This is a genomic window from Allosphingosinicella vermicomposti, from assembly GCF_003012815.1.
Taxonomy (GTDB): domain Bacteria; phylum Pseudomonadota; class Alphaproteobacteria; order Sphingomonadales; family Sphingomonadaceae; genus Allosphingosinicella; species Allosphingosinicella vermicomposti.
Genome location: NZ_PXYJ01000003.1, coordinates 467,591 through 494,371 on the forward strand (window position 1 = coordinate 467,591; position 26,781 = coordinate 494,371).

At 61.1% G+C, this 26,781-nt stretch carries 20 protein-coding genes and 1 pseudogene; 8 read left to right on the forward strand and 13 right to left on the reverse strand.

What is annotated here, in order from left to right:
* Nucleotides 1–71: 71 nt before the first annotated feature.
* Together C7I56_RS11090 and C7I56_RS11095 are read right to left on the reverse strand one after the other, a co-directional pair.
* Nucleotides 72–266: an antitoxin Xre/MbcA/ParS toxin-binding domain-containing protein gene (locus C7I56_RS11090; RefSeq protein ID WP_106640644.1), complete on the reverse strand. Its 195-nt coding sequence runs from the start codon at nt 264–266 to the stop codon at nt 72–74.
* Nucleotides 267–614: 348 nt separating this feature from the next.
* The gene (locus tag C7I56_RS11095) at nt 615–815 is read right to left on the reverse strand and encodes an MbcA/ParS/Xre antitoxin family protein (RefSeq protein WP_106640645.1); all 201 of its coding nucleotides are present in this window, start codon (nt 813–815) and stop codon (nt 615–617) included.
* Between the two features lie 732 nt (nt 816–1,547).
* Between C7I56_RS11095 and C7I56_RS11105 the strand changes: the two genes are divergently transcribed.
* Nucleotides 1,548–2,150, forward strand: coding sequence for a hypothetical protein (locus C7I56_RS11105; protein ID WP_106640647.1), 603 nt, complete (start codon nt 1,548–1,550; stop codon nt 2,148–2,150).
* 46 nt (nt 2,151–2,196) lie between these two features.
* On the opposite strand, the gene C7I56_RS11110 is transcribed toward C7I56_RS11105, so the two are convergent.
* Nucleotides 2,197–2,457, reverse strand: a complete 261-nt coding sequence (locus tag C7I56_RS11110; protein WP_106640648.1) for a DUF2312 domain-containing protein — start codon at nt 2,455–2,457, stop codon at nt 2,197–2,199.
* Nucleotides 2,458–2,557: 100 nt separating this feature from the next.
* Nucleotides 2,558–2,689 (reverse strand): annotated as a pseudogene (locus C7I56_RS11115) (GapR family DNA-binding domain-containing protein); the annotation flags it as partial.
* Between the two features lie 143 nt (nt 2,690–2,832).
* Between C7I56_RS11115 and pyk the strand changes: the two are divergent.
* The gene (pyk, locus tag C7I56_RS11120) at nt 2,833–4,296 is read left to right on the forward strand and encodes a pyruvate kinase (protein WP_106640650.1); all 1,464 of its coding nucleotides are present in this window, start codon (nt 2,833–2,835) and stop codon (nt 4,294–4,296) included.
* Between the two features lie 29 nt (nt 4,297–4,325).
* Here pyk and C7I56_RS11125 read toward each other — a convergent pair whose 3' ends face one another.
* The 5 genes from C7I56_RS11125 to galE form a co-directional block, all read right to left on the reverse strand.
* Nucleotides 4,326–5,201, reverse strand: coding sequence for an NAD(P)H-hydrate dehydratase (locus tag C7I56_RS11125; protein WP_106640651.1), 876 nt, complete (start codon nt 5,199–5,201; stop codon nt 4,326–4,328).
* On the reverse strand, nt 5,198–5,962 hold the full coding sequence (locus C7I56_RS11130; RefSeq protein ID WP_106640652.1) for a histidine phosphatase family protein: 765 nt from the start codon (nt 5,960–5,962) through the stop codon (nt 5,198–5,200). Before C7I56_RS11130 ends, C7I56_RS11125 begins: the two co-directional genes overlap by 4 nt.
* A 31-nt stretch (nt 5,963–5,993) precedes the next feature.
* A complete protein-coding gene (locus C7I56_RS11135) occupies nt 5,994–6,614 on the reverse strand; it encodes an HAD family hydrolase (RefSeq protein WP_106640653.1) in 621 nt (206 codons plus the stop codon).
* A gap of 137 nt (nt 6,615–6,751) precedes the next feature.
* The gene (gene ykgO, locus C7I56_RS11140; protein WP_006833921.1) at nt 6,752–6,877 is read right to left on the reverse strand and encodes a type B 50S ribosomal protein L36; all 126 of its coding nucleotides are present in this window, start codon (nt 6,875–6,877) and stop codon (nt 6,752–6,754) included.
* Nucleotides 6,878–6,951: 74 nt separating this feature from the next.
* The gene (galE, locus tag C7I56_RS11145) at nt 6,952–7,959 is read right to left on the reverse strand and encodes a UDP-glucose 4-epimerase GalE (protein WP_106640654.1); all 1,008 of its coding nucleotides are present in this window, start codon (nt 7,957–7,959) and stop codon (nt 6,952–6,954) included.
* A gap of 90 nt (nt 7,960–8,049) precedes the next feature.
* On the opposite strand from galE, the gene C7I56_RS11150 reads away from it, so the two are divergent.
* The 5 genes from C7I56_RS11150 to C7I56_RS11170 all read left to right on the forward strand — a co-directional run bounded on the left by C7I56_RS11150 (nt 8,050) and on the right by C7I56_RS11170 (nt 12,283).
* Entirely contained in the window at nt 8,050–8,664 is a 615-nt protein-coding gene (locus C7I56_RS11150; protein ID WP_158703106.1) for a DUF4136 domain-containing protein, read from the forward strand.
* A complete protein-coding gene (locus C7I56_RS11155; protein WP_106640656.1) occupies nt 8,661–9,794 on the forward strand; it encodes a M14 family metallopeptidase in 1,134 nt (377 codons plus the stop codon). The genes C7I56_RS11150 and C7I56_RS11155 overlap by 4 nt, the downstream gene beginning before the upstream one ends.
* A gap of 93 nt (nt 9,795–9,887) precedes the next feature.
* A complete protein-coding gene (gene gpmA, locus C7I56_RS11160; RefSeq protein WP_106640657.1) occupies nt 9,888–10,574 on the forward strand; it encodes a 2,3-diphosphoglycerate-dependent phosphoglycerate mutase in 687 nt (228 codons plus the stop codon).
* 156 nt (nt 10,575–10,730) lie between these two features.
* On the forward strand, nt 10,731–11,219 hold the full coding sequence (gene purE, locus C7I56_RS11165) for a 5-(carboxyamino)imidazole ribonucleotide mutase (protein WP_106640658.1): 489 nt from the start codon (nt 10,731–10,733) through the stop codon (nt 11,217–11,219).
* Complete coding sequence (locus C7I56_RS11170) at nt 11,216–12,283, forward strand: 5-(carboxyamino)imidazole ribonucleotide synthase (protein ID WP_106640659.1); 1,068 nt, start codon at nt 11,216–11,218, stop codon at nt 12,281–12,283. Before purE ends, C7I56_RS11170 begins: the two co-directional genes overlap by 4 nt.
* A 140-nt stretch (nt 12,284–12,423) precedes the next feature.
* Here the strand turns inward: C7I56_RS11170 and C7I56_RS11175 are convergent, their stop codons facing one another.
* Entirely contained in the window at nt 12,424–15,303 is a 2,880-nt protein-coding gene (locus C7I56_RS11175) for a M16 family metallopeptidase (protein WP_106640660.1), read from the reverse strand.
* 156 nt (nt 15,304–15,459) lie between these two features.
* On the opposite strand from C7I56_RS11175, the gene clpB reads away from it, so the two are divergent.
* Nucleotides 15,460–18,036 (forward strand): ATP-dependent chaperone ClpB, encoded by a 2,577-nt coding sequence (gene clpB / locus C7I56_RS11180; RefSeq protein ID WP_106640661.1) that lies wholly within the window; start codon nt 15,460–15,462, stop codon nt 18,034–18,036.
* 39 nt (nt 18,037–18,075) lie between these two features.
* Here the strand turns inward: clpB and C7I56_RS11185 are convergent, their stop codons facing one another.
* The 3 genes from C7I56_RS11185 to C7I56_RS11200 form a co-directional block, all read right to left on the reverse strand.
* A complete protein-coding gene (locus C7I56_RS11185) occupies nt 18,076–21,036 on the reverse strand; it encodes a TonB-dependent receptor domain-containing protein (RefSeq protein WP_106640662.1) in 2,961 nt (986 codons plus the stop codon).
* An 832-nt stretch (nt 21,037–21,868) separates the two neighbouring features.
* Nucleotides 21,869–25,021, reverse strand: coding sequence for a TonB-dependent receptor domain-containing protein (locus C7I56_RS11195; RefSeq protein WP_245409690.1), 3,153 nt, complete (start codon nt 25,019–25,021; stop codon nt 21,869–21,871).
* Nucleotides 25,022–25,253: 232 nt separating this feature from the next.
* On the reverse strand, nt 25,254–26,781 hold a 1,528-nt coding region (locus C7I56_RS11200), incomplete at its 5' end, for a TonB-dependent receptor domain-containing protein (RefSeq protein ID WP_158703107.1).

Here is a 26,781-nt window from a genome sequence, read left to right on the forward strand (position 1 = left end):
CTAAGACCGGTATGGGCGCTAAGCGGCACCTGCAGGGGAGCGCGGGGCTGAAACCGATGGGCCTGAAGAGATCACACACCGCCGCCGTATGCAGCTCTGCCAAGCAACGAAATTACGCGCTCGGCCCCGCTGTCGTCGACAGCGACATCTTTCGGCCGTCGGTTGTCCAGCATCGGGTGGGGACGACCGAGGAAAAGGTCTGCTTTCTCGGCGTCACCTTTGTAAATCTCGATAGCCCACTGGCGAGTTCGTTCCATCGGCTCCATCCGGGGAGTATAGCGCCTGGCTCACGCGGGCGCCAGACAAGGCGCCGGTCAGCCTCTGCTTAGCGCAAGCCGTCGCCGAATGGCACGAACGGCGCAAAATGATGCGCTTTGGCATCCACACGTTAACAGCGGAGAGTGCGCACTAACCATGCCGAAGGTCTGGCACGATCATTCGAAGGGCTTTAAAGTGCGACAGCGGTATCAATTATGAGGGCTCTCGATGGCAGTCGAGGGCCCTTTCGATCAGGAAGGGGGAAAGTGGAGCTCCCATAAAGAGTGCGTTCTGCCGCGACAGGCTGCTCGGCAGACAGGCTGGAGGCGTGCGTTTCCCTGGGGCATCGCTCTCGATTAGACGTACACGCCGAACTCAATTTGGTCGAGGTAAGTACTTACGAGCTCTCGACCTTCGTCCGTGCCGATGAGATCGATAGGACGCTGCCGGTTCAGCCCAATGGCAGGCTGTTGAAACCAGACCGTCGCATCTTCAACTGACCCGAACACCTCGGCCGCTTTCTGTCGAAGGCTCGTTTCTTGATCCGCAGTCTGCATGCGACTTCGATACGCTCAACTGAACGTTAGGGGAAGGCAGGAATCAATTGAGTCACCCGTGCTGCAGATTGATGATGCGCCGAATTCCGTTTCGGTGCGTCGGGCCTCAGCCACTTCCGTCGCTGCGCACTGCTCCGGACGGGCGGCTGCAACGTCACCCGAGCTCATTTGCACTCTTGCCTGGATCGTTATTCAACAGAGCAGCGTGCTGAAGCAGGTCGTGGGCAACTGAAAAGAGATCCACGAGGGGAACATCTTTAACTTGCAACATTGGTAGATCGCCGTCGTTGCCGAGACCATCCGTCTCGAAGGCCCTAAGAGCCCACTTTGCTCGACCAGTCCGTTCAGCAACCACCACAACATTCCCGAACGTGAACCGCGTGCGAGGTGGTCTCTTCGCCATACCGGTTTTTCTCCTACTCACGCGCCGCAGCGGAACAAGCATAGGGCTTCACTACATCCGCCTGCCTGCACACTCCAGTCGTAGCGCTATCTGACAACCCAAGCCGTGCTGTTTTACTTGCGAGGATCGACGGCTTTTGCGAAAGCTCCGTGATCGCCACTGAAAGCGTGGCGCCGAGGCCTGCGAACCTCTGACGCCGTTGGCTGGCTGCATTCTTATGCGGCCGGGTGGTCGTCGCGTATGTCCAGGGTTCGCCTAAAGGCGGCGGCTCTGGCTCAACGGCACAGACTTCGCAGCACCCGGCCTCCAACAGACTGCAGGGCCCTTCGATGCGCTACTCTCTTCAAGGATCAATCGGGATTGAAGCTCTTCGGGAGGGATTTGAGCGTATTCTTTCGCACCTAGTTGCGGCCGAGGTCGATCGGGTCAGCGGGTTCAACGTATACCTGACCGCTTGGCACCAAGGTTCTCGCGTTGCCTTCATCGACTCTGATGGCGAGCCAACAGATGAAGTGAAGATTGGTACCGTTGTTCGCCGAACAGTACCAAAGATGCTCGCTACCGAGAATGCAAAACATCTTGCGGTCGACACCACACTCCAGAAGTTTGCAGCAAACCTGTTCTGGTTTTGGGATCGATGGAAGCTCGACGTGCGGGAATTGACGTCGCTGCTCCACAGTGACCCTGTGAGATTAGAAAGGATCATCTCGGGATGGGAGGTCAAGCTTCTAAAGCGGGAGCGGGACCGCTTAAGTTCCCTGCTCCTCCTGGATGTGGCTATACGAGAACGTTTCCCCGATCGTCACCCCTCGGAGCTGATCCGGGAGCCGGGTTTCTTTGAAGGATCGTCCGGAGAAACGCTTCTCGATCACCTTGCCGCTGGAGGAGCCCACGCGATTTACAAGTTCTATCGTCGATTAGCCGACACCTGAGCAAGCGGTCGCGCGTCTAGCCAGCTCTGACAAGGGCAGCCGGTGTTTAAAGCATCCCAAGCGCGGACATATAGGTTTCGAGAATAGCCTCCTCTTCCTGAAATTCCTCCTTCTTCTTCTTCCTAATCTGGAGGATTTTTCGGATCGCCTTAGTGTCATATCCGCGCGATTTTGCCTCAAGCAGCACGTCCTTGATGTCGTCGGCAATGGCCTTCTTTTCTTCCTCGAGGCGCTCTGCCCTCTCGATCAGAAGGCGCAGTTCATCCGCAGCAACGTTTGGGCCGCCGGTCACGCCTGCATCCGCCATATTTCAGCTCCTTTGATTGTTTGCGTCACGCAATAAGATCACGTGTGACGCGAGTAAGTGATTGTTTAAAATGTCAGATCACGGCGAATGGGGGAGTTCCATAGCCGCGCGCCTTGGCTTCGAGATAGACGTCCTTCACGTCGTCCGCGATCGCCTTTTTCTCTTCTTCCAGCCGCTCGATACGTTCGATCAGCAGGCGCAGCTCGTCGGCCGCGACATTTCCTTCCGCCATATTTCAGATGCCCCGATTCTTAGAGAGTGTGCGGCAGGCTCTAGAATCTTGGGAAGCGCCGCTCAAGCCGCTCCTTCGCACATGCGGGTTGAACTGAAGGCCAGAGTGGCTATTCCGCATCTTCGAAGCCCAACGGAGATATCATGCTGAGCCAATTCGTGCCGCGTAGCCGCAAGGTCCGCATCCTCGCCACCCTCGGCCCATCGAGCGACACGCATGAGCGGATCAAGGAACTGGCCGAAGCGGGCGCCGACGCCTTCCGCCTCAACATGAGCCACGGCACGCACGAGGATCACGCCCAGCGCATCCAGATCATCCGCAGCCTTGAAAAAGAACTCGGGCGCCCGACCACGATCCTCGCCGATTTGCAGGGGCCGAAACTCCGTGTCGGCAAGTTCGCCAATGGCAAGGAAGAGCTGACCAAGGGCCAGACCTTCGCTTTCGACCGCGACGAAATGCCGGGCGATGCGACCCGCGTGACGCTCCCTCATCGCGAGATTTTCGAGGCGATCGAAGTCGGCACGCGTTTGCTGGTGGACGACGGCAAGCTCGTCTTCCGCGTCACGTCCGCGCATCCCGAGCGGATCGAGACCCTGGTCGAGGTGCCGGGCACCATCTCCAACAATAAGGGCCTCAATGTTCCCGACGTGGTGCTGCCGCTCGCGGCGCTCACGGAAAAGGATCGTAAGGATCTCGCCTTCGCCCTTGAACATGATGTCGACTGGATCGCATTGAGCTTCGTGCAGCGCCCGGAGGATGTGGCCGAGGCGCGGCGGTTGATTTCCGGCCGCGCGGCGTTGCTGGCCAAGATCGAAAAGCCCGCCGCGATCGAACGGCTGGACGGCATTTTGGAGCTTGCCGACGCGGTGATGGTGGCGCGCGGCGACCTTGGCGTTGAAATGCCCGCGCATGAAGTGCCGCCGCTCCAGAAAAAGATCGTCGAAAGCGCACGTCGTTTGGGCCGCCCGGTCGTCGTTGCCACGCAGATGCTGGAATCGATGATCACCACGCCGTCCCCGACGCGCGCCGAAGTGTCCGACGTCGCTACCGCCGTTTATGACGGCGCGGACGCGATCATGCTGTCGGCCGAAAGCGCCAGCGGCGCCTGGCCCGTCGAAGCGGTGGCAATGATGAACAGCATCGCCACGAGCGTGGAGGCCGATCCCGGCTATGCCGCGCGCGTTCACTTCACCGAAACGCTTCCCGATCCCACCACCGCCGACGCCATTGCGGGCGCCGCGCGTAACATGATCGATACGGTAACCGCAGCCGGCATCGTCTGCTTCACTTCGTCAGGCTCTACCGCCCGCCGCGTCGCGCGCGAGCGGCCGTCCGTCCCCATCCTGGTGCTGACGCCCTCTCTCCAGACCGCGCGGCGGTCCGGCCTGCTCTGGGGCGCCCATGCCGTCCACACGAAGGATGTGGAAAGCTTCGAGGAAATGGTCGGCAAGTCGAAGCGCATGGCGCTCCGTCACCGCGTAGCGGAAGGCGGTGACCGCATCATCCTGATGGCGGGCGTGCCGTTCGGGACGCCGGGGTCGACGAACATCCTTCACGTCGTCCGGCTGGTCGGCGACGAGCTGGAGCGGCATCAGGCGCGGGTCTAAAGCCCCCTCTCCCCTGACGGGAGAGAGGGTTATTCCATCAGCTTCGGGATAAGGTCCGGTAATTCCCGCGCAAGAAATCCGACCCGGCCGACATCGCGGGTGAGGGTCCGCCCTGCTTCACCGTGGAGATAAACGCTCCATAAAGCGGTCGTAAGGGCGTCGGCGCCGCGCGCGGCAATTCCGCCCGCAATGCCCGCCAGCACGTCGCCCGATCCCGATGTCGCGAGACCGACGCCGCCGCCCAGGTAACGGAAGGATTCTCCTTCCGGCGTCACGACATGACTCCACTGGCCCTTGATGACCGTCACCGCGCCATAACAAGCGGCGGCCTGGCGCGCGGCGGCAAGCGGGTCGGCCGCGACCTCGTCCACCGCGCAGTCGAGGAGCCGGGCCATTTCACCATTATGCGGCAGCAGGATGGCGCCGCCACGCCGCTCCCGCAATTTTGCCGCGAGCGGCGGCAGCACATGCAAAGCGCCTGCGTCGAGGATCAATGGATAGGATGTGCCCGCGTCGAGGACCGCTTCCAACAATGTCGCAAGCGCATCCCCCGTCTCCATGCCCGGGCCGACGGCCAAGGCGTCGAGGCGGCGGCATTGATCGACCAGCGCCGGGATCGAGGCAGGCGCGATGCAGCCCGCTTCATCCTCCCCGAACGCGATGACCCGCGCTTCCGGCATGGTGAGGGAGAGGCCGGTGGCGACGCTTTGCGCGGTCGCGATCTGCAACTTGCCCGCGCCCGCCCGTAGCGCCGCCGTCCCGGCAAGCAGGGCGGCGCCCGCCACTTCGCGGCTTCCGGCGATGAAGAGAATGCGTCCGCGCTCTTCCTTGTCGCCATCCTCGGGGTGATGCGGCAGGGGGCGGGCGCGAAGCAACTCGATGTCGAGCGTCCGCGGCTCGCTCATCGCGTGCCGACCATGGCGTCGGGTTCGGCGGTGATCGGCGCCTGCTCCTCGATCAGCGGCGCGGCGAAATTGTAGCGGACAAGGCTTGGCACGCACATCTTCGCATCGTCGGGCAGGAAATCATATTCGCAGACGCCGCAATTGAGGACGTCGCCTTCCTTGTCGATGCCGAGGATCTGTGACTCGTCCATCCCTTCGAGGATGTAGCGCAGGCAGAGCACCACAACCTGGTGGCAGACGACGAGAACGCGGCGGTCGGCATAATGGAGGCTGATCGTGTCCATGGCGCTGCGCAGGCGCAGGATCACATCCGCCCAACTCTCGCCCCCGGGCGGACGGTGATAGAATTTGCCGAGCAGCATGCGGTGCTGGGCAAGCTCGGGATATTTCTGGCGAATGCCCATGGTGGTGAGCTGATCGAAAATGCCGAATTCGCGCTCGCGCAGCCGCTCGTCGATGATCGGAGCGGCCTTTTCGTCTGCCGTGCCGCCAAGCCTACATACCGCGTCGGCCGTCTGCCGGGCGCGGATATAAGGGGAGGCGAGGACGATCTCCGGACGTTCCTGCTCGGGCAAAGACGCGAACCAATGGCCGAGAGCCTCGGCCTGCTGCTCGCCAAGCGCGCTCAAGGGCACGTCGACATCGCGCATGTCGATGTCGATCGAAGCCAGGCCCGCCGCATGAGCCGCGTCGCGCGCCACATTGCCTGCGCTCTGCCCGTGCCGGACGATCCACAATTTTTCAGGCCATCTTTGCCGCATGAGGCGTTGAAAGCCTCAAATCAAAGAAAGTTCAGAGCAGCCCCTCGGCTTCCAGCCGGGCATGGAGGTCGTAGGCGTCCGTGAAGAGATGCGCCTTCATGCCCACGGCCTCAGCGCCTTCGACGTTGATGATGCGGTCATCGATGAACAGGGCTTCGTCCGGCCTCAGGCCGAAGCGGTCGAGCGCGAGATAGTAGATGGCCGGATCCGGCTTCATCAGCTTTTCCTCGCCGGAGACGACGATGTCCTTGAATCGGCTGAAGAATGCCTCTTCGCGCGCACGGAACGGTCCCCAAAAATCGGCGGAGAAGTTGGTGATGCCGAAAAGCGGAATGCCGTTCGCGTCGAGATCGGCGACGATGGCGTGGACGCCCGGCACCGGATCCTGGATCGTTTCGCCGAAGCGATCACCCCAGGCAGAGATATATTCGGCATAAGCCGGAAATGTTTCGGAAAGTTCAGCGGCGGCTTCATGAAAGCCCCGGCCACCGTCCAGCGAATCGTGCCAGTTCCAGAGGTCGATATCTTCAATGAAGCGCAGACGCGCCTCATCGTCTGCGATCTGGCGGACGAGAAAGCTTTCCGGATCCCAGCCGTAAAGGACGTTGCCGACGTCGAAGACGACGGCTTTGGGTCTGACCACTTCCGTCATGCTGAACCCTTCGACTGCGCTCAGGACAGGCTTGTTTCAGCATCCATGGTCGTGGAAGCCCTTGAGCAAGACGAAGAAATGCCGGGTTTTACCCCGGCATGGACCCTGAAACGAGTTCAGGGTGACGCTTTCGAGCGTCAGCCCTGGCGTGCCTTGAAGCGGCGATTCGTCTTGTTGATGACGTAGGTGCGGCCCCGGCGGCGGATCACGCGGCAGTCACGGTGGCGCGACTTGAGGGACTTCAATGAGTTGCGGATCTTCATGGCCTTAAGCCTGTCTTTCGATTCTGGAATATGGAAGATTTGAAGGCGCCGCTTACGGAGCGGCGTCCTTCAAGTCAAGCGGTCTGCCGTTTCCTCAAGGCCCATTCCCAGGACAAGGCATCGGCGACGATCTCGTCAAGCCTGTCCCGCTGCGGGCGCCACGGCAGGGTTTCGAGGATTTTGCTATTGTCCGCAACCAAAGTGTCGGGATCGCCCGCGCGGCGCCCCTCGATCCGCCGCTCGATCGGCGTGCCCGCCACGCGGTCGGCGGCGTCGAGCACTTCCAGCACCGAAAATCCGCGTCCATAGCCGCAATTGAGCACGAAGCTTTCGGACGGCTCCGCGATCAGCTTTTCAAGCGCCGCGACGTGGGCGGCGGCAAGGTCGCTGACATGGATATAGTCGCGCACGCCCGTCCCGTCCGGTGTGTCATAATCGGTGCCGTAGACGCCGACATAGTCGCGCTTGCCGACCACGGTTTCAGCCGCGACCTTGATGATGTGCGTGCCGATCTTGCTCGATTGGCCCGATCGCCCCTGCGGATCGGCGCCCGCCACGTTGAAATAGCGAAGGGCGCCATAGTTCATCGGGTAGGCCTTCGCCGTGTCGGCGAGCATCCGCTCCGTCATCATCTTCGACCAGCCATACGGGTTGATCGGTTGCAACCGGCTGTCCTCGGTGATCGGCACCGTTTCGGGCGCGCCATAGACGGCAGCGGTCGAGGAGAAGATGAAATGCGGCACCCCGGCCGTCACCGCGCTTTCAATGAGCGCGCGGCTCTTCACCGTATTATTTTCATAGTAATCGAGCGGCTTTTCGACCGATTCGTTGACGAGGATCGATCCCGCGAAATGCATGATCGCTTTGATGCCGTGGCGTGCATACAGCTGACCGAGCAGCGCCTGGTCGGCAATATCGCCTTCAACGAAGGTCGCGCCGTCGGGCACCGCCCAGCGGAAACCGGTGGAAAGGTTGTCGACCACGACCACCGGCCAGCCAGCGTCGAGAAGCGCCAGCACCGCGTGGCTGCCGATATAGCCTGCCCCGCCGGTGACCAGGACCGGGGGCTTTGAACCCAGCATGTTTTAACCTCGTTCAAGATAGGATGCAGCAAAAACGCCCTAAGGTCGTTTCTGTCCCAACATGACCGTCAATACATGCGAGGCTGTAACATGAAAGCTGTTTTCCCGCGTACCGCAGCGGCCGCGATGGCCCTTGCCCTTGGCGCCTGCACGACCAGCGGCGGCGGACCGGCGCCATCCCAGGTCACGCGCTTTCATCTTGGCCAGCAGCAAATCGCACGCGGGCCGATTTCGGTCGAGGCGTTCGATCCCGCCGACCAGAACAGCCTGGAATTTCGCAGCTATGCCGCCGCGGTCGAACGGCAATTGGCACGCCTCGGCTGGACGGTCGTGCCGACGGTGGGTCAATCCGAGCAGGTGGCGATGATCGATCTCGAACAAGGAAGCCGCCAGGAACTCGCACGGCGGTCACCGCTCAGCATCGGTCTCGGCGGATCGACGGGTGGCTGGGGTAGTGGCGTTGGCGTGGGCGTCGGCGTCGATGTGCCGGTGGGGCGCAGCGGACCGCGCGAGATCGTCGGCACTCAACTGGAAGTCCGCATCAAGCGCCGCTCGAACGGCGAAGTCTTTTGGGAAGGCCGCGCCAATACCGAAGCGCGTGCCGATCAACCGGAGGCCCAGCGCACCGTGGCGGCCGAAAAGCTTGCCGACGCCCTGTTTCGGGACTTCCCCGGGGAGTCCGGCCGCACTATCAGCGTGCCATGACTCTCTCTATTTCCAGCGCCTTTGACGGCGGCAATATTCGCCTGATTGCTATCAACGGCAATCGCGCCGACCTTGAAATCGTCAAGGATCATCAGTCCGATTTCTACCAATGGTTCTATTTCCGCGTCACCGGCGCGAAGGGCCAGCCGGTAGAACTGCGCATCACCAATTGCGGCGGTTCGGCCTATCCCCTGGGCTGGGACGGCTACCGCGCGCGTATTTCCTATGACCGTGAGGAGTGGGTGCAGGCGGATACGGCCTATGCGGACGGCGTCCTCACCATCCACGTCACGCCGGAAGCAGGTAGCCTGTGGGTTGCCTATTTCGCGCCCTATACGATGGAGCGGCACCACGATCTGATCGCGGAGGCCGCCGCGCATCCCGATGTCGAGCATCGCTCGCTTGGCCAGACGCTGGATGGGCAGGAGCTCGATTATCTGAAGATCGCCGGCGGCCCTCTGCAGGTGTGGCTTTACGCCCGCCAACATCCGGGCGAGACGATGGCGGAATATTGGATGGAAGGCGCGCTCGAGAAATTGCTCGACGATTCCGATCCGGTATCGCGGCGCCTGCGCGAGAAGGCGAGCTTCCACATCGTGCCGAACATGAATCCGGACGGGTCGCGGCGCGGGCATCTGCGCACCAATGCGGCGGGCGTGAACCTCAATCGCGAATGGCATGAACCGAGCGCCGAGCGCAGCCCGGAAGTCCTCTATGTCCGCAATGAAATGGACCGGACGGGCGTCGATTTCGCGATGGACGTGCATGGCGACGAAGCCATTGCCGCAAACTTCCTCGCCGGGTTCGAGGGAATTCCGTCCTGGAAGAAGGAGCAGCAGGCGCTGTTCGACCTGTTCGGGCAGAAGCTCGTTGCGATTTCCCCCGATTTCCAGACCGACAAGGGCTATGAAATCGCGGCGCCGGGCAAGGCCAATCCCTCAATGTCCACCAACCAGGTTGCCGAGCGCTTTGGAGCGGTCGCGATGACCCTTGAAATGCCGTTCAAGGACAATGACGATTTGCCCGATCCTGACTATGGCTGGTCGCCGGATCGGTGCCGCGCGCTTGCGAAGAGCTGCCTTGATGCGCTCCACGCGATCATGCCGGATTTGGAAAACCGGAAGAAATAATGATCCGCTAGTCCTGAGCCTGTCGAAGGACGGTTCCAGCTGGTTCCGGGCTTCGACAGGCTCAGCCCTAGCGGTCAATGGGGAGATAGCAGGGTGCCGAAACTCGTACTCATCCGCCATGGCCAATCGGCCTGGAACTTGGAGAACCGCTTCACCGGCTGGTGGGACGTGGACCTTACCGACCAAGGTGTCGCGGAGGCCAAGGCGGCTGGCGAGCTGATGGGCGCCAAGGGCCTGGATTTCGACCTTTGCTTCACCAGCCTCCAGACCCGCGCGATCAAGACGCTACACCTGGCGCTCGAAAAAATGGGCCGCCTGTGGCTCCCGGTCGAGAAGCATTGGCGCCTGAACGAGCGTCACTATGGCGGGCTCACCGGCCTCGATAAGGCGGAGACGGCCGCCAAGCATGGCGCGGAGCAAGTCCACATCTGGCGCCGTTCCTTCGACATTCCGCCGCCCGCGATGGAGAGCGGCGGCGGCTTCGATCTCACCAACGATCGCCGCTACGAGGGCATCGCGATCCCGAACACCGAAAGCCTCAAGGACACAATCGCCCGCGTCCTCCCTTATTGGGAAGAACGGATCGCGCCCGCGCTAAAGGCAGGTGAGCGGGTGCTGATCTCCGCCCATGGCAATTCGTTGCGCGCTTTGGTCAAGCACCTCTCCGGCATTTCGGACGCGGAAATCACCGGCCTCGAAATCCCGACCGGCCAGCCGATCGTCTACGAACTTGATGACGCGCTCAATGCCACGGACCGCTATTATCTGAAGGATCGTTGATCCCGAACCCGTTAGTCCTGAGCCTGTCGAAGCCCGTTCCAGCTGGAACCGTCCTTCGACAGGCTCAGGACTAGCGGTTGTGTAGTAAAGGCGAGGCAATTGCACCATGCAATCAGTCCCGCTAGACGTTCCGCTTCGCAGACAAGAAAGGCGGGAATGGCAGAGGAATCGCCGCTCATCGGCATCATCATGGGCAGCCAGTCCGACTGGGAAACCATGCGCCACGCGGCCGAGACGCTGGATGCGCTCGGCATCGCGCATGAAACCCGCATCGTCTCCGCCCACCGCACGCCCGACCGTCTTTACGATTATGCCAAGGGCGCTGCGGGTCGCGGCCTTCGCGCCATCATCGCGGGCGCGGGCGGCGCGGCGCATCTGCCGGGCATGGCCGCATCGATGACGCGTGTGCCGGTACTCGGCGTGCCGGTGGAATCGAAGGCGCTGTCGGGCATGGATAGCCTCCTATCCATCGTTCAGATGCCCGCGGGCATTCCCGTCGGCACGCTTGCCATCGGCAAGGCGGGCGCGGTCAACGCCGCGCTCTTCGCCGCCGCGATCCTGGCCGGGACGGACGAGGCGCTGGCGGGACGGCTCGACGTCTGGCGGCAGGCGCAAACAGACAAGGTTGCACAGCGCCCCCAATGACGCTCCCGCCCGGCTCCACCATTGGCATTATCGGCGGCGGCCAGCTCGGCCGGATGCTGGCCATGGCGGCGGCGCAACTGGGCTATAAGGCGCATATCTACGCGCCGGACCTCGACTCCCCCGCAGCCGAGGTGTCGGCGCTCTTCACCCGCGGCGCCTATGAAGATGAAGGCGCGCTCGCCCGCTTCGCAGCCAGTGTCGATGTCGTCACCTATGAATTCGAGAATATTCCGGTGGCACCGCTGGATGCGGTCGTCGCAAAGGCGCCCCTCCATCCGCCGCGTGGCGCGCTCGAAATCGCGCAGGACCGGCTGGCGGAGAAGGAATTCGTGACGTCGCTTGATGGCCGTCCGGCGCCCTATGCAGCGGTCGATAATCTTGCCGATCTACAGGCGGCGCTGGGGCGGATCGGCGCGCCCGCCATCCTCAAGACCCGTCGCATGGGCTATGACGGCAAAGGCCAGGCAAGGCTACGCACGGCCGATGACGCGGCGGACGCGTTCGACGCGCTGGGAGGCGCACCCGCGGTCCTTGAAGGCTTTATCACGTTCGACGCGGAATTCTCGATCCTGCTTTGCCGCGCGCAGTCCGGCGAGATCGCCTTTTGGGACGCGCCGCACAATACGCATATTGGCGGCATCCTCGACCGCTCCGAAGCGCCTGCCAGCGCGGACCTCGCGCCCGGAATAGCGGAGGCTTCAGCTTTCGCCGCCAGGCTTGCCGAAGCACTCGATTATGTCGGCGTGCTCGCCCTTGAATTCTTTGCGTCCGCCGACGGTCCAGTGTTCAACGAAATGGCGCCGCGCGTGCACAATAGCGGCCATTGGACGATCGAAGGCGCGGTCACCTCCCAGTTCGAAAACCATATCCGCGCCATTTGCGGCCTGCCGCTCGGTGCGACGACACTGGCTGCATCGCGTGTCGAGATGCGGAACCTGATCGGCCGGGATGCCGATAAGTGGCTCGACATTCTCGCCGATCCCACGGCCCATCTGCATCTGTACGGTAAGGGCGAGGGCCGCGCCGGCCGCAAGATGGGCCACGTCACCCGCCTTATTCGCTGATATGAAGAAAGGCGGAGCCGAGGCCCCGCCTTTCTTTCGCTTCTTGTTCGTCATCCCGGCGAGCCGGGATCTCGTATCGAAAAGCTTCGTGTCCCTTCTTCACGAGACTCCGGCTTTCGCCGGAGTGACGATGGACAGGATTATTGCTGCTTCGGCGCGGGCACCACTTCGACCGGGATACCGAGCGATGTAAGCTGCGGCTGAACCTTGGCGGCATCGCCGACGATGACCCAGACGAGCTTCGCGGGATCAATCGTCTTTCGCGCGGCCTGATCGAGCGATTGCTGAGTCATGCCCTTATAGCGATCGGCCAGCGTCTCGTAATAATTGTCGGGACGATCGAACAAGGCGTTCGAGCGGAGTGCTGCGATCACCGCGCCCGACGTTTCGAAATTGCCGGCGAGTTCACGGGTGTTGCCGTTGACGACCTGCTGCAATTCGGCGGGGGTGACGCCCTTCGATCCGTTGAAATTCTTCACCTGATCGATGATCGCGGCAACCGACGGGCCGGTCTTGTCGGCCTGCACCGGCGCCATGATCATGAACGGCACCTGGTTTTCCACCAGCTGCACCATGGAGCGCGAACCGTAGGACCAGCCCTTGGTTTCGCGCAGATCCATGTTGATCCGCGACAGGAAGTTCCCGCCGAGGATCTCGTTGGCGGAGTCGAGGACCAATGTGTCGTCCGTTCCCTTCACCGGGAGCACTTCGCCCGCGATGATGAGGGACTGCGGCGATTGCGGCCGATCTATCAGCACGATCCGCTGCTTGGGCGCAGGAAGCGCACTGGCGAAGTTCTTCGTGCCCTTGGCTTCCGAAGGCGCGGCCCAATTGCCGAACTGCGCATCAAGCAGCGGCAGGAGGGTTGCGAGCGGAAGATCGCTGACCGCGAAGATTTCCGCATTGTCCGGCCGGATCCAGGCGCGGTGGAAGGCGAAGAGCTCGTCGCGGGTGACGGCCTTCACCGCCGCCGGATCGCCCGTGCCCGTGAACGGCTTCCCGTAGGGATGGCCCGTTCCATAGAGCAGCGACGGCAGCGCACGAAGGGCGAGGCCCTGCGGCTGCGTCATTTCGGACGCGATTCCGGCCAACTGCTGAGCGCGGATACGCTCCACTTCAGCCGGATCAAAGGCCGGGTTCTTGATGATGTCGCCCATCAACGCGAGCGACGGCTGGAGGTTGGTGCTGAGCGCGGTCATCAGGACGCTGGTGCGGTCCAGCGACGCGCCCGGGCTGATCGAGGCGCCGAGCCGCTCCTGGTCTTCGGCGATCTGGATCGAGTTGCGGCTGGTCGTGCCTTCCTCGAGCAGGTTCAGCATCAGGCTTTGCGTGCCGAGCTTCGCAGCGGGATCGGCGGCGATGCCCGCGTTGAATTCGACTGCGACCCGCGTCACGGGGACGCTGGTGCGTTGAGCGTAAGTCACCTTGATCCCGTTGGCCAGCGTCGCCCGCTGAACGTCGGGGAAATCAAGGTTCGGGATGCTCCCGACCTGCGGCAGCGGACGCTCCTGCACGAAGGGTAGAGGGGCCATCGGCTGCTCGCCCGGCTGCGGCTCGCGATAGTAACGCGGACGCTGGCTGGCGGCACCCTTGGACGCTGCGGCTTCTTCATAAGCGTCGCGTTCGCCCGGGGCGACGGTGAGGGCGTAGACGGGGCGGGTCAGCCACTTCTTAAGCGCGGCCTTGACGCTTTCCGGCGTCACTACGGCATAAGCGGCAAGCTGCTTCTTATAGAAATCCGCATCATTGGCGTAGAGCGCGCCTTCAGCGAGGGCCGTTGCCTTGCCGCCAAAGCCGCCAACCTGTTCCAGGCCCTGAATGCGGCTCGATAGATCGCGCATCACAACGCGGCGGACCTCATCCTCTGTCGGGCCGTTGGCGATAAGATCGGCGATGATCGCATCGACGCGCTGGGCGACGACAGTGGGATCGACGCCCGGCTTCACGTCCGCCTGCACTTCGAACATGCTGAGACGCTGAAACGGGAGCAGGCTCGCGGAAACGCGGACCGCCGTCTGATCCTTGCGAACCAGTTCATTGTCGAGACGCGAGCTGGCAAGCCCGCCAAGCACTGCGGCGCCGACGTCGAGCGGCACATATTCAGGATCGGTAAGGCCCGGCACAGTCCAGTCGCGATAGAGACGGGTGAAAGCCACGCGGTCCTTCATCGTTTCGGACTTGGTCGCGGAGAGCGTAGGGACCGGCGCCGCCGCCGGAGTGTTGACCGGTCCACGCGGGATGTCGCCGAAATATTTCTCGACCAGCGGGCGCGCTTCGGCAGCCGATACGTCGCCGGCGAGGACAAGCACGGCATTGTTGGGACCGTATTTGTCGCGGAACCACTGCTTCACGTCATCGAGGCTCGCCGAATCGAGGTCGGCCATCGAACCGATGGTCGAATGACGATAAGGATGGCCTTCCGGCATCAGAGCTTCGAGCTGGGCATATTCGACAAGGCCGAACGGCTGATTGTCGCCCTGCCGCTTTTCATTCTGCACCACGCCCTTCTGGTTGGTGAGCTTCTCCTGCGTCACCGCGCCGAGCAGATGGCCCATGCGGTCGCTTTCCAAGAAAAGGGCGCGTTCCAGCGCCGGGGTTGGCACCGTCTGGAAATAATTGGTGCGATCGAACCAGGTCGTGCCGTTGAAATCGGTCGCGCCGATCTCGCGCAGCGGCTCGAAATAATCCCCCGGCGCATTTTCGGAGCCGTTGAACATCAGATGTTCGAACAGGTGCGCAAAGCCGGTCTTGCCCTGGGGTTCATCCTTCGACCCGACATTGTACCAGACCGACACGGCGACGATCGGCGCCTTGCGGTCTTCATGCACGACGACGCGCAGGCCATTGTCGAGCGTGAATTCCTCATGGGGAATGTTCACGGCCTGAACGAGCTGGCGCAGTCCGGCATCGGCGGTCGATGGGTTGGAGGAAAGAGCCGGCGCATCTGCGGTGGTTGCGGTCGTGCAAGCCCCCGTCATCAATGCAGCGGCCAGGGTCAAGGCGGCAAAAGTCCTGCGCATGAATGGCGTTCCCTTATGGTTTTACGGGCGGGAAGATAGCCGCAATCAATTGACACGCAACCATTTATCCTGAGCCTGTATCTCACCGGGTCAATGGCCCTTGTGTTGCGTGATGGCAACACCACATCATTCTGGATTGATAGTGAGGGGCTAGTCATGAACCTTGAGAAATTCACCGAACGAACCCGTGGCTTCCTTCAGGCGGCGCAGACGGTCGCGGTGCGGATGAACCACCAGCGGATTGCGCCCGAACATATATTGAAGGCGCTATTAGAGGATGATCAGGGGATGGCGTCCGGCCTCATCGCCCGCGCCGGAGGCAGCGCCCGGGTCGCCCTCGGCAAGGTGGACGAGGCTCTGTCCCGCGTTCCTGTGGTATCGGGCGGCGGAGCGAGCAATCCGCCGGGTCTTGATGGGGAAAGCATTCGCGTGCTCGATCAGGCCGAGCAAATCGCGCAGCAGGCGGGCGACTCTTATGTCACCGTTGAGCGCCTGCTTCTCGCTCTGGCGCTTGCCTCTACCACGGTGGCGGGCAAGGCGCTTGCCGAAGCGGGCGTGAAGGCGGAGGGCGTCAACACCGCGATCAACGAACTTCGCGGCGGCCGCACCGCCGACACGGCATCCGCCGAAGACCGCTATGATGCGCTGAAGAAATTCGCGCGCGACCTCACCGATGCGGCACGCGCTGGCAAGCTCGATCCGGTCATTGGACGCGACGAGGAAATCCGCCGCACAACCCAGATCCTCGCGCGCCGTACCAAGAACAATCCTGTGCTGATCGGCGAGCCGGGCGTCGGCAAGACCGCGATTGCCGAAGGGCTCGCGCTCCGCATCGCCCATGGCGACGTGCCCGATAGCCTGAAGGACCGCCGCCTGCTCGCGCTCGACATGGGTGCGCTGATCGCGGGCGCCAAATATCGCGGCGAGTTTGAGGAACGGTTGAAGGGCGTACTCGACGAGGTGCGCCAAGCCGAGGGCGACGTCATCCTCTTCATCGACGAGATGCACACGTTGATCGGCGCCGGGAAGAGCGAAGGCGCGATGGATGCGGGCAATCTCCTGAAGCCTGCTTTGGCGCGCGGCGAACTCCACTGTATCGGCGCGACGACGCTCGACGAATATCAGAAATATGTTGAGAAGGACGCGGCCCTCCAGCGCCGCTTCCAGCCCGTCTTCGTGGGCGAGCCGACGGTCGAGGACACGATCTCGATCCTGCGCGGCCTCAAGGAGAAATATGAGCTGCACCATGGCGTGCGGATCACCGACGGCGCCATCGTGTCGGCCGCGACGCTCTCCAATCGTTACATCACCGACCGTTTCCTCCCCGACAAGGCGATCGACCTGATGGACGAGGCCGCCTCGCGCTTGCGCATGGAGGTGGAATCGAAGCCCGAGGAGATCGAAAATCTCGATCGGCGGATCATCCAGCTGAAGATCGAGCGGGAGGCGCTGAAGAAGGAAACCGATCAGGCTTCGCGGGATCGGCTGAAGGCGCTCGAGGAAGAACTCGCCAGTCTCGAGCAGCAGTCGGGTGCGCTCACGACGCGCTGGCAGGCCGAGAAAGATAAGATACAGGCCGGAGCGAAATTGAAGGAGCGCCTCGACGCCGCGCGGCTTGAGCTCGAACAGGCTCAGCGCGGCGGCGATCTCGCCCGTGCGGGCGAGCTGAGCTACGGCACCATTCCCCAGCTCGAAAAGCAGCTGCAGGACGCGCAATCGGGGAACGAAAGCGCGATGCTTCGCGAGGAAGTGACGTCCGAGGATATCGCGTCCGTGGTGTCGCGCTGGACAGGCATTCCGGTCGACAAGATGCTGGAAGGCGAGCGCGAAAAGCTGCTCCAGATGGAGGAATGGCTTGGGCGTCGCGTCATCGGTCAAAAGGACGCGGTGGAAGCGGTGAGCCGCGCCGTCCGCCGTTCCCGCGCGGGACTTCAGGATCCGAACCGGCCGTTGGGTTCCTTCCTGTTCCTCGGGCCGACCGGCGTCGGCAAGACGGAACTCACCAAGGCGCTCGCCGAATTCCTGTTCGACGATCCCGCGGCGATGGTCCGCATCGACATGTCCGAATATATGGAAAAGCACGCTGTTGCCCGCCTGATCGGCGCACCGCCGGGCTATGTCGGCTATGAAGAAGGCGGCATTCTCACGGAAGCCGTGCGGCGGCGACCCTATCAGGTGATCCTCTTCGACGAAGTGGAGAAGGCCCACGCCGACGTGTTCAATGTCCTCCTTCAGGTGCTGGACGACGGCCGCCTGACCGATGGCCAGGGCCGTGTCGTCGACTTCGCCAACACGCTGATCATCCTAACCTCGAATCTCGGCAGCCAGTATCTGGCCAATTTGGAGGATGGGCAGGACGTGGAAAGCGTCGAGCCGCAAGTGATGGACGTCGTGCGCGCCCACTTCCGCCCCGAATTCCTGAACCGCCTCGACGAAATCATCCTGTTCCACCGCCTGGGCCAAGGCCATATGGGCCCCATCGTCGACATCCAGGTCGCGCGGGTCCAGAAGCTGCTGGCCGATCGCAAGATCAAGCTGGAGCTGACGGACGGTGCACGGGCATGGCTCGGGCGCGTCGGATATGATCCGGTTTACGGCGCGCGGCCATTGAAGAGAGCGGTGCAAAAATATCTGCAAGATCCGCTGGCCGAGGCGATTTTGAAAGGAGAGGTCGCGGATGGCGCGACGGTGTCGGCCAAGGAAGGCGACGGTCGAATTACATTACAGGTATAGGAAAAGCGGCAGGGGCGAGGCCCCTGCCGCTCCTGCCGCTTAGAAACGCAGCTTCGCACCAGCATAGAACCGGCGGCCGAATACGTCATAGACGTTCGCAGCCGTGTCCGTACCGGTCACGTTAAAGCCCGAACCCGAAAGGATGTTCGGAGCATCGTTATCGAGCAAGTTGTCAACGCCGAAGTAGAACTCATAATTATCGACCGGCGTCCAACCCGCCTGCATATCGAGATAGAATTCAGACGGGATGACGATCGTATCCGGCTCGAAATCGGGGGCCAAAGCCTGATCGTCCTCATAGGACGAACCGATATAGGTGCCGGTGAAGTTCACCCTCCAGCTGTCCTCGCGATAACCAAGGGACGCCGTAAAGCGATCCTTGGCACCGCCAATTTCACCAACGTAGGGATCGGGAGCGGCGCCCGGAATCGGGATCACGTCGCCACCAAAGAGGTGAGTGTAGGCAATCCGAGCGTTAAAGCGGCCCGACGTAATGTCTTCAAGCCGGAACTGGTAGGAGAGAACTGCGTCGATCCCTTCGATGTCGAGCTTACCGCCGTTGAAGAGCGGAGCGTCGATATACTGAAGCGAACCGGCGCTATTCGAACCGCTCAGTACCTGGCGACGCTCGATGAGGTCGCAGAACTGATCGTCGCCTTGCTGATAGCATTGGTTCAAGATGAACTGCCGCGGAGGCGCAACAATGGCATCTTCAACGGCAATGTTGAAGTAATCGACCGAGAGAACCAAGTTGCGGAGCGCGCCAATCGATGTGGGGTTGATTACCACACCAACGGTATAGGAATCTGACGTTTCTTCGTTCAGATCCGGATTGCCGCTGTTGAAGCCGCTAACCCCTTGGCGGTCACTCTGCGTAAGAGTGAAAACACCATTTTCAGCGATATTAGCAGCTACCCCTGCATCGGCACGGCAACGGTCGCCTGTCGCGCCACCGCCTGTTGCACCAATTCCTTCGCAAGGATCTTCGAGACCCGACGGGAAGGTCTGCGAGGGTCCGGTGTAGAGCTCGCCGATGTTCGGAGCGCGAACGGCCCGTGCATAGCTTGCGCGGAAACGGACGTCCTCAATTGGAGCCCAATCAGCACCGAAAGAATAGCTATAGACGGTTCCGACGCTCGAATAATCGGAGACGCGGCCGGAAGCACGAACACCGAGCTTGTGGAAAAATGGCGTGTCCGAAAGGATCGGAACAGCGATTTCGGCGTAAATTTCCTTCACGTCGAATTCGCCCGCAGTGTCGGGCGCGGCGTTACCGGCGTTGAGGCCGGCGTTGGTGAGCGCGTCCCAATCAGCCGAGCTCGTTTCCTTGCGATATTCCGCGCCAACGGCCACGTCTACGGAGCCGGCAGGGAGATCGACGAGGCTACCAGAGAGGTTTGCCGAAACGACCTGCTGGGTGATCTTTGTCAGGAATTGAGAATCCGCATTGATCCAGGCGAGAGCGTCCGGCGTGATCGATCCAATCCCGAAGATGTCGATCGGAACACATCCCTGATCCCGGGCTTGGGCATCGGCGCAGACGACATCTGTCGTGGAACCGTTGTTGTTAAGATCGTCGACGTCCGGGATCGCTTCGAGCGCGTTGCGGAAGTTGACGACATTCACCTGACCAGTCGACTGCTGCGATTCGTTGGTTGCGCCGTAGACATAGTTCACGTCCCAATGGAAGCGGTCGTCCATGAAGCTGCCGTCAAGGCCTACGACGAAGCGGAACAGGTCGCGAGTCGTCGAGCCGCTTCGCGAGCCGACTTCGCCAAGGCGACGCGCAAACCCGATGTCACGAAGACCATCGCCATCCGTGTCGATCGCCGCCGCAGCGATGGCGGTGGGTACGATAGGATTGAGTACCGCAACACCATTGACCAGCGTCTCGATGGGCGCGCGGCCCGTGGCCGGGTAGATGTTCGCAACGTCAAGCGCAAACGGTTCGATTTGGCGCGCCGACTTCGTTTTCGAGTAGGTCGCTTCCGTCACAAGCCGGACGCTGTCATTGAGATCGTAGTGACCCCGTGCTGCAATGAGGTAGCGCTCGACCGGAACCGCGATGGTGCGATAGAACTGACGATTGAAACCGTCCTTGGACGTATAGTTGCGAACGGCGCCGGTCGTAGGATCGACCATCAGATCGTCACCTGTCGCCGCGGTACCACGCACGTCAAAGCGGCCAGCCAGGTTAAAGCTGGAATAGAAAGGCTCATAGGGAACGCCGTAATCGTCCGGATCGCCCGTCACGTTGATGAAGGTGTCCAAGTCGTCCAAAACGGTGTTCGACCGCTGACGCGACAGCAATTGTCCTTCATTCGAGTAGCCGATGTGAAGCATGACATTGCCACGATCGTCGGCCAGATTTCCGCCAGCGGTCAGGCTTGCCTGATAACGGGGTGCATCGCCGCGAGCGGTAATGCCATATTGACCCTCAGCCTCGACCCCTTCGAAATCCTCACGATAGATAAAGTTCACGACGCCCGCGACGGCGTCCGACCCGTAGAGCGACGAAGCGCCACCCGAAAGGATGTCGACGCGCTCAATGAATTGCGCGGGAATGACATTGAGATCGACGGTTGAGGTGCCCGGAATGCCGGCCACAATGCGGCGACCGTTCGCCAGAACCAGGGTACGGTTCGCGCCAAGGTTACGAAGATTGATCGTGGCCGCGCCGGTCCCGGATGTGAGGAATGCCGAGTTCGTACGGGTGAGGCCCGGCGTGCCGAAAGCGGGGTTTTCAACGAGGAGTTCCTGGATGTTGGTCACACCAGCCTCGGTGATCTGCTCGGAACTGATCGCCTGGACAGGAGCCACTGAGGCAACGTTGGGAGAAAGAATTCGCGAGCCGGTAACAATGATCTCCGACTGCGCAGGTTCCTCGCCCTGCTCCGCGTCAGCCGCACTTTCCACAAGCGCGGGCTCTTCGACGGACGGCTGAACTTCTGCTTCTTGGGCAAAGGCCAAGCTGGCCGGGCCAAACAGCCCATAAGCCATTGTACTAGCGAGTAAACAAACCTTAATTCGAGAATTATTCATACATCCCCCTCTTGGGCATCTCACGAACGTGAGTGGGGCAAGTATGAAGAAGAAAATCCTCAATTCAATCGACTTGAGGACATTTTATCAACAATGTTGCGAAATGAACACAGAGTCGCTGAAGCTATACCTGGACAGTATAAAATAGCTTTTAGACATAACATTTTAAAGCCCGGCCAGTGCGCTGCTAATGTACGGCGAGGGGCCAAGAATGTGATTTACAACCGGCGCATCGCAGTTGCGATCAATATGGGCAACTTACGCGCGGTCGTTCAGCCCCACGGATGAATGATCATTGTCAGCCCCTTGCTCTCGAGGAATTAGGTCTTTCACCGACGCTCGTTCAGTTTCAGAATTGGTCGACGACGGGAAGATAAAGTGAGAACTCTCCGACGACGCAAGGACTAGCTCGACCGCCTCGGCTTTGATCTGGTCTAGGGGGCGAGGCGCTCACGGCACAGTGCACAAGTCCCTGGAGGATCCCCTAACGGACACGATCTTGCCGGGAGAAATCCCTACTGATCAACGGTGTACATAAAAGGGAGGGAAAATCAGCTCCTTCTGATCACCAGTCCGTCTTGCGTTGCGAGTGGTCTCGCAGGCGTTCCTCAGCCGCAATGATATGGGCTGCACAGAGCAAGCCCGGCATCTTTAAACCAGCCATGGCCAAAGGCCCAAAGTATTTGCCTAAATCGAGGGCGTCCGTCTTCGAGGACTCACAGTGGCGGGCTTCAGGCAAAAAAAAGGGGGCGGCAAAGGCCGCCCCCAAGTCGTGTCATTGATGTGCGAGTTAGAAATCAAACCTCGCGCCCATCCGGAAGTAACGACCGACATAGAGACGATCAGCCCAGGCGGGGTTGAAGTGATAGATGCCATAGGCAGCGTTCCAATCGACCGGTGGCTTCCGATCGAAGATGTTCAGAACGTCAGCGTAAAGCGTCACGCGTTCATTTGGCTTGAACTCGCCATGCCCGTCGACCCAGAAGATTGACTTGCTACGGCACTGCACGGGTTCACCATTGTCCCACGCCAGAAGCTGACCGTTGTCGGCGCTCGCCTGGCAATCGCCGTACACGCCGCCGGCGTCTGTGGCCACCATCGAGTAGCTGCTGGTGTAGTTGGCGGTCAGCGTCAAGTTGGCCGTTTCGCCAAACTCAAACGTGTTCTGCCAGTTCGCGCGGAATTTCGGAGCGCCCGAGCAGGACGTCCAATTGCACGGACCCAGCGTACCATCGTAGCGCCACACGGTGTCGTCGTCGTTCATCTGCTGCAACCGCAGGAGGTATGAAGCACTGAGCACGCTGCGCAGGCTTACATCTCCCGTAAGCGGCACCCGAACATCCGCCGTGGCGTCGATGCCCCGGCCGAGGAACGCGTTGGCGTTCTGGAACGGTGCCTCGATGAAGCCAAGCAGCGGCAGCGCGTTGGGGTTCTGCGGATCCGGGTTTCCTGGAGTGACCGTAACCCCTGGAACATTCACCACACCGTTGTTGGTGTAATATTGTTCGATGATGTCGCCAGTCACAGACGGTGGAACGATCAAATTCTTGATCTTGGTCTGCCAAAAATCGACCGTCAGCGTCATGTTCCGGTTCGGCTGAAAGACGGCGCCAATAGTGTAACCGGTCGACTTTTCCGGTTTCAGCTCCGGGTTGCCCAACGACGTCAGGCCTGGCGAGTAGCCACCCGCATAGTAAGACGGGTTGGAAGCATGCGCTGCGCAGAAGGCCGCATAGACCGGTTCACTACAGACGATATTGGCGTTCTGGTAGCCCGTCGCCGGCAGCTGGAACGACTCGTTGAGGTTCGGGGCTCGGAAGCCACGCGACCAGGAACCGCGGATTTTCAGCGCGTCAATCGGGCTGAATTCCATGTCGAACGATGGCGAGAACGCCTTCTGACCCGTCGAGTAATGGTCATAGGAGCCCAATGCCCTGACACGCAGCATATCAAGAATGGGCGCGGTAACTTCGTAGTTCAGCGACCAGATATCGCGGCTGCCCTGCACCCCAACGGCGTTGATGCCGTAATAGCGCGCATAAGGATTGGTATCGTTCGGCGCGTTGGAGCTGGGGTTGTCCAGCGATTCCCGGCGGAATTGGCCACCGACCGCTGCGGTCAGGTCGCCACCCGGAAGAGCCACGAGATCCTTGCCGATCGCGGCCTGAACCTGCCAGAGCTTGGAAACCTTCGTGCTCCGTTGTTCCGGGAAGACCTGGTCCATCGCCGCCTGGGTGTTGGCGTCCTGGTCTACGAAATTGTACGTTCCGGTGGCGATAGCATCCAACAAACCCTGAAGGAAGATGTAGCCGCGGTTCGTTACGTCCAGATCAACGCGCGATGCGGTTGCACCAACGTTATAGCTGAAGCCGTCGCCGAACTCGCCGTTCGCACCAATTGCAACCCGGTAGCTCCTCGCATCGGTGAAGGTCTGGCGCGGGTCGCGCGGCGACAGCGAGAGCTGAGCCAAATTGCCTTGGGCGGCAAAGGGATTGTTCGGATTGAGGGTCGCACCAGCAACCGGCGTACCGTCCGGGTTGGTACATCCGCTTGCAATCGCCGGACCCGATATGTTGCCAGTCGCCGGGTTGGTGCCGACCACCATCGTGCCCTGCGGGCAGACATAAACCGGGAGGAAGAACCCGCTGACAGTGACTCTACGTCCGCCAGCCGCAGTCGAGCCGGTGAAACTTCCCGGATCGCTTTCGTTGAAGGTCTTCGTATTATAATAGTTAAAGCTGAAGAAGGCCTCTGAATCCCCGAACCGCTTGGTCGCGCGGAACGCCGCACCCTTCCGCTCAATCTCCGAATTGTACATCTGGAATTGAGCCAGAGCGTCCTGCTGACAGACGATGTTGTCAGCCGGCGTAGTGCCTGGGATGGCCTGATCACCGTTCAGTGTGACGGCAGTCGTGCCATTGTTACAGCCGCCGGTATACTGCCACGGGCCCAGAGGAGCCGTCGCGCCCGTCGGAAGAACGGTCGCCGGATTATAAGGACGCACCGCGAAAGCCGGCGTTCGCTGGAAGCCCAAGTAGCTGCCATCACCCTGGATACCGTTGAGAATCCCATTGAACAGGCAACCCTGTTCTGCGGTGCCGCAGATGCTGCTGACATTAGCGGTATTGAACGGGAAACCACGATCACGCGCATAGAGCGCGTCGTTCTTCTGATATTCCGCGCCGATGTAGACGTTGTAGCCATCCGAGGACAGGTCGCCGAAGCCATACGCAAGGCTGCCCCTTCTCTCTCCAGCGTCTCCCCGTTGCGAGATGCCGGCCGAGAAATTGCCATGCAGGCCCTGAATGTCGCGCTTGGTGATAACGTTGACCACGCCTGCGATCGCGTCCGAGCCATAGGTCGCCGAAGCGCCGCCGAGCAGGGTGTCGACGCTGCCGATAGACCAGGCCGGAATGGTGTTGATGTCGGTGATGTTACGCTGCGTATCGTCCGCCAATGGATAGACGGCCGAGCGCAAGCCGTCGAACAGCACGAGCGTGTAGGCGTCGTTGAAGCCGCGGAGCGAGGGAGCGCTGGCGCCGGTCGTGAAACCCTGGGCCGACCAGCTCGGGGGCACGGTGCCGGCGTTGTTTGCCGACATCGTCTGAAGATAATCGGTGACGGTCGTGATGCCGCGCTTATCGAGGTCATCTGCCGTGACCGACACAATCGGAATAGCGGTCGCGCCGGCAGGATTGCGGAGCAGCGAGCCCGTAACGACGATTTCTTCGCCCGCGCTTTCCTCAGCAGTCGTCGCAGTAGTCTCCGCAGACGTTTCTTCCTGAACCTGATCCGTCGTATCCTGAGCGTAAGCAGGTGCTGCAATTCCGCTACCAATGGCGGCAAGCACGGTCAAAGCCGCGCCACTCCGGAGCAAGCCCCGGTTGAATTTCGATGTAAAGGTCACGTCGTGATCCCCGATCTTTGCGGTCTGAAGGATCACCCCCCTTCAATACCAAGAAAGCGACCGCTCTTACGGCTCGCGCGCTGGTTCGATCAAAATTAGCGTGTCAGCGCAAGGTGCGAAGGCAAATGACCCAGCTTTCGGCTCGGCGTGTAACCGGAATGTCACATCCATCGAAGAGGTTCGTTGACGATTTCAATAACCTGCGGCGCTCCAAAAAAAAGCGGCTCCAAACTGGAGCCGCTTCAAGTTCATTTGAGATCTGTTCTTTTTAGAAGTTCGCTTTGATCCCTGCGCGGAACTGGCGTCCGAAGATGCCCGTACCGCCCTGGACCGGATTATAGCGAACTGCGCCATAAGTCACCGGATCGACCGGCGGCAGATCGTTGAGCGCGTTGAGGACGTTCACGTAGAATGTGAAGTTGTCGGTCACATCGACGCTGCCGACGAGGTCGAGCGTGATGTAATCGTCAACGCGGCACGGCACGAAGCCGGGGTTAAGCCCGCAATCACCTTGCTCGGTACCCTGATCTTCCGCTGACAGGTCGTAACCGCCGAAGAAGTTAGCCGTGGCGGTCAGCGAGTAGCGGTCGTAACCGACCGTGTTCTGCCAGCTGCCATGCCATTTCGGCGTGCCCGAGCCTGCCGTGAGGTTGAAGTTGCCGAGCGTTCCTTCGTAACGCTCTTCCGAACCATCCGGGAACGTCGTGCTGAGCTCGAGGATACGGCTTGCTTCGGCCGAGCTGGTGAAGCTGATGTCACCGAATTCGAGACGGAGCAATGCCGCAAAGTCGAGACCGCGGACGCGAACGGTGTTGGCATTCACCAATTGCGCTTCGATGAAGCCGGCGACCGGAAGCGCGTTCGGACGCGTCACGTCGGGCGCGCCCGGAATGACATTATACCCTTCCGGAATGTCACACGTTCCGCTGTTCACCTGAGCAAGCGTACAGGAATAGTAAGCCTGAAGCGCCGGAGCATTGGACGGGGCTGTGATCGCACCGGTCTTCTTGATGTCGAAATAATCGACAGTGAAGGTGAAGTTGCGGATCGGATTGAGGATCGCGCCAAGCGTGATGCTGCGTGACTTTTCCGGCTCCAGATCCGGCGACGCGAGCGTCGTCTGACCATAGCTGTTGTTCCGGACATAAGCCGGGCAAGAGCTGTAGGTGGCAACGGTACAACCATATTGTGCCAGGAACGCGTCGGTGAAGTTACCGGAGGCGGTAGCGACGAAGCCGGTCGTCGGAAGCGCATTGGCTTCGCCGAAGGACGGGATACGGAAGCCCTTCGACCAGGTTGCGCGAAGCGCAATCTGCGGGATGGGCGTGAACTTCGCGCCGATCTTCGGCGAGAAAGCGTCCTGACCGCTCGAATAGCTGTCGTACCGGCCCGATGCGTTCAGCTCCAGGATGTCGAGGATCGGAGCGTTCACTTCAGCGAATGCCGAATAAACGGTACGATTGCCGCTGGTTCCGAATGCGTTCAGCGTGAAGAAACGCTGCGTCGGGCCATTATAGTCCGGATTGCCGCTCGGTGCGTCCACGGCTTCGTAACGGATCTGGCCGCCGAAACCGAACTGAAGCGGACCGCCCGGCAGCTCGAACAGCGACCGGCCGACACTTGCCTGAACGGCGTAGAGGTCCGACGACGCTTCGTTGATATTGTCCGGGGAGACGAAATCAATCTGCTGCTGAGTGTTCGCACTCGGATCGACGAAGTTGAACGTACCTTGGGCAATCGCCGTGAGCAGGTTGGCGATATAGACATAGCCGGTCTGCGTGCGACGCAGATCGTTA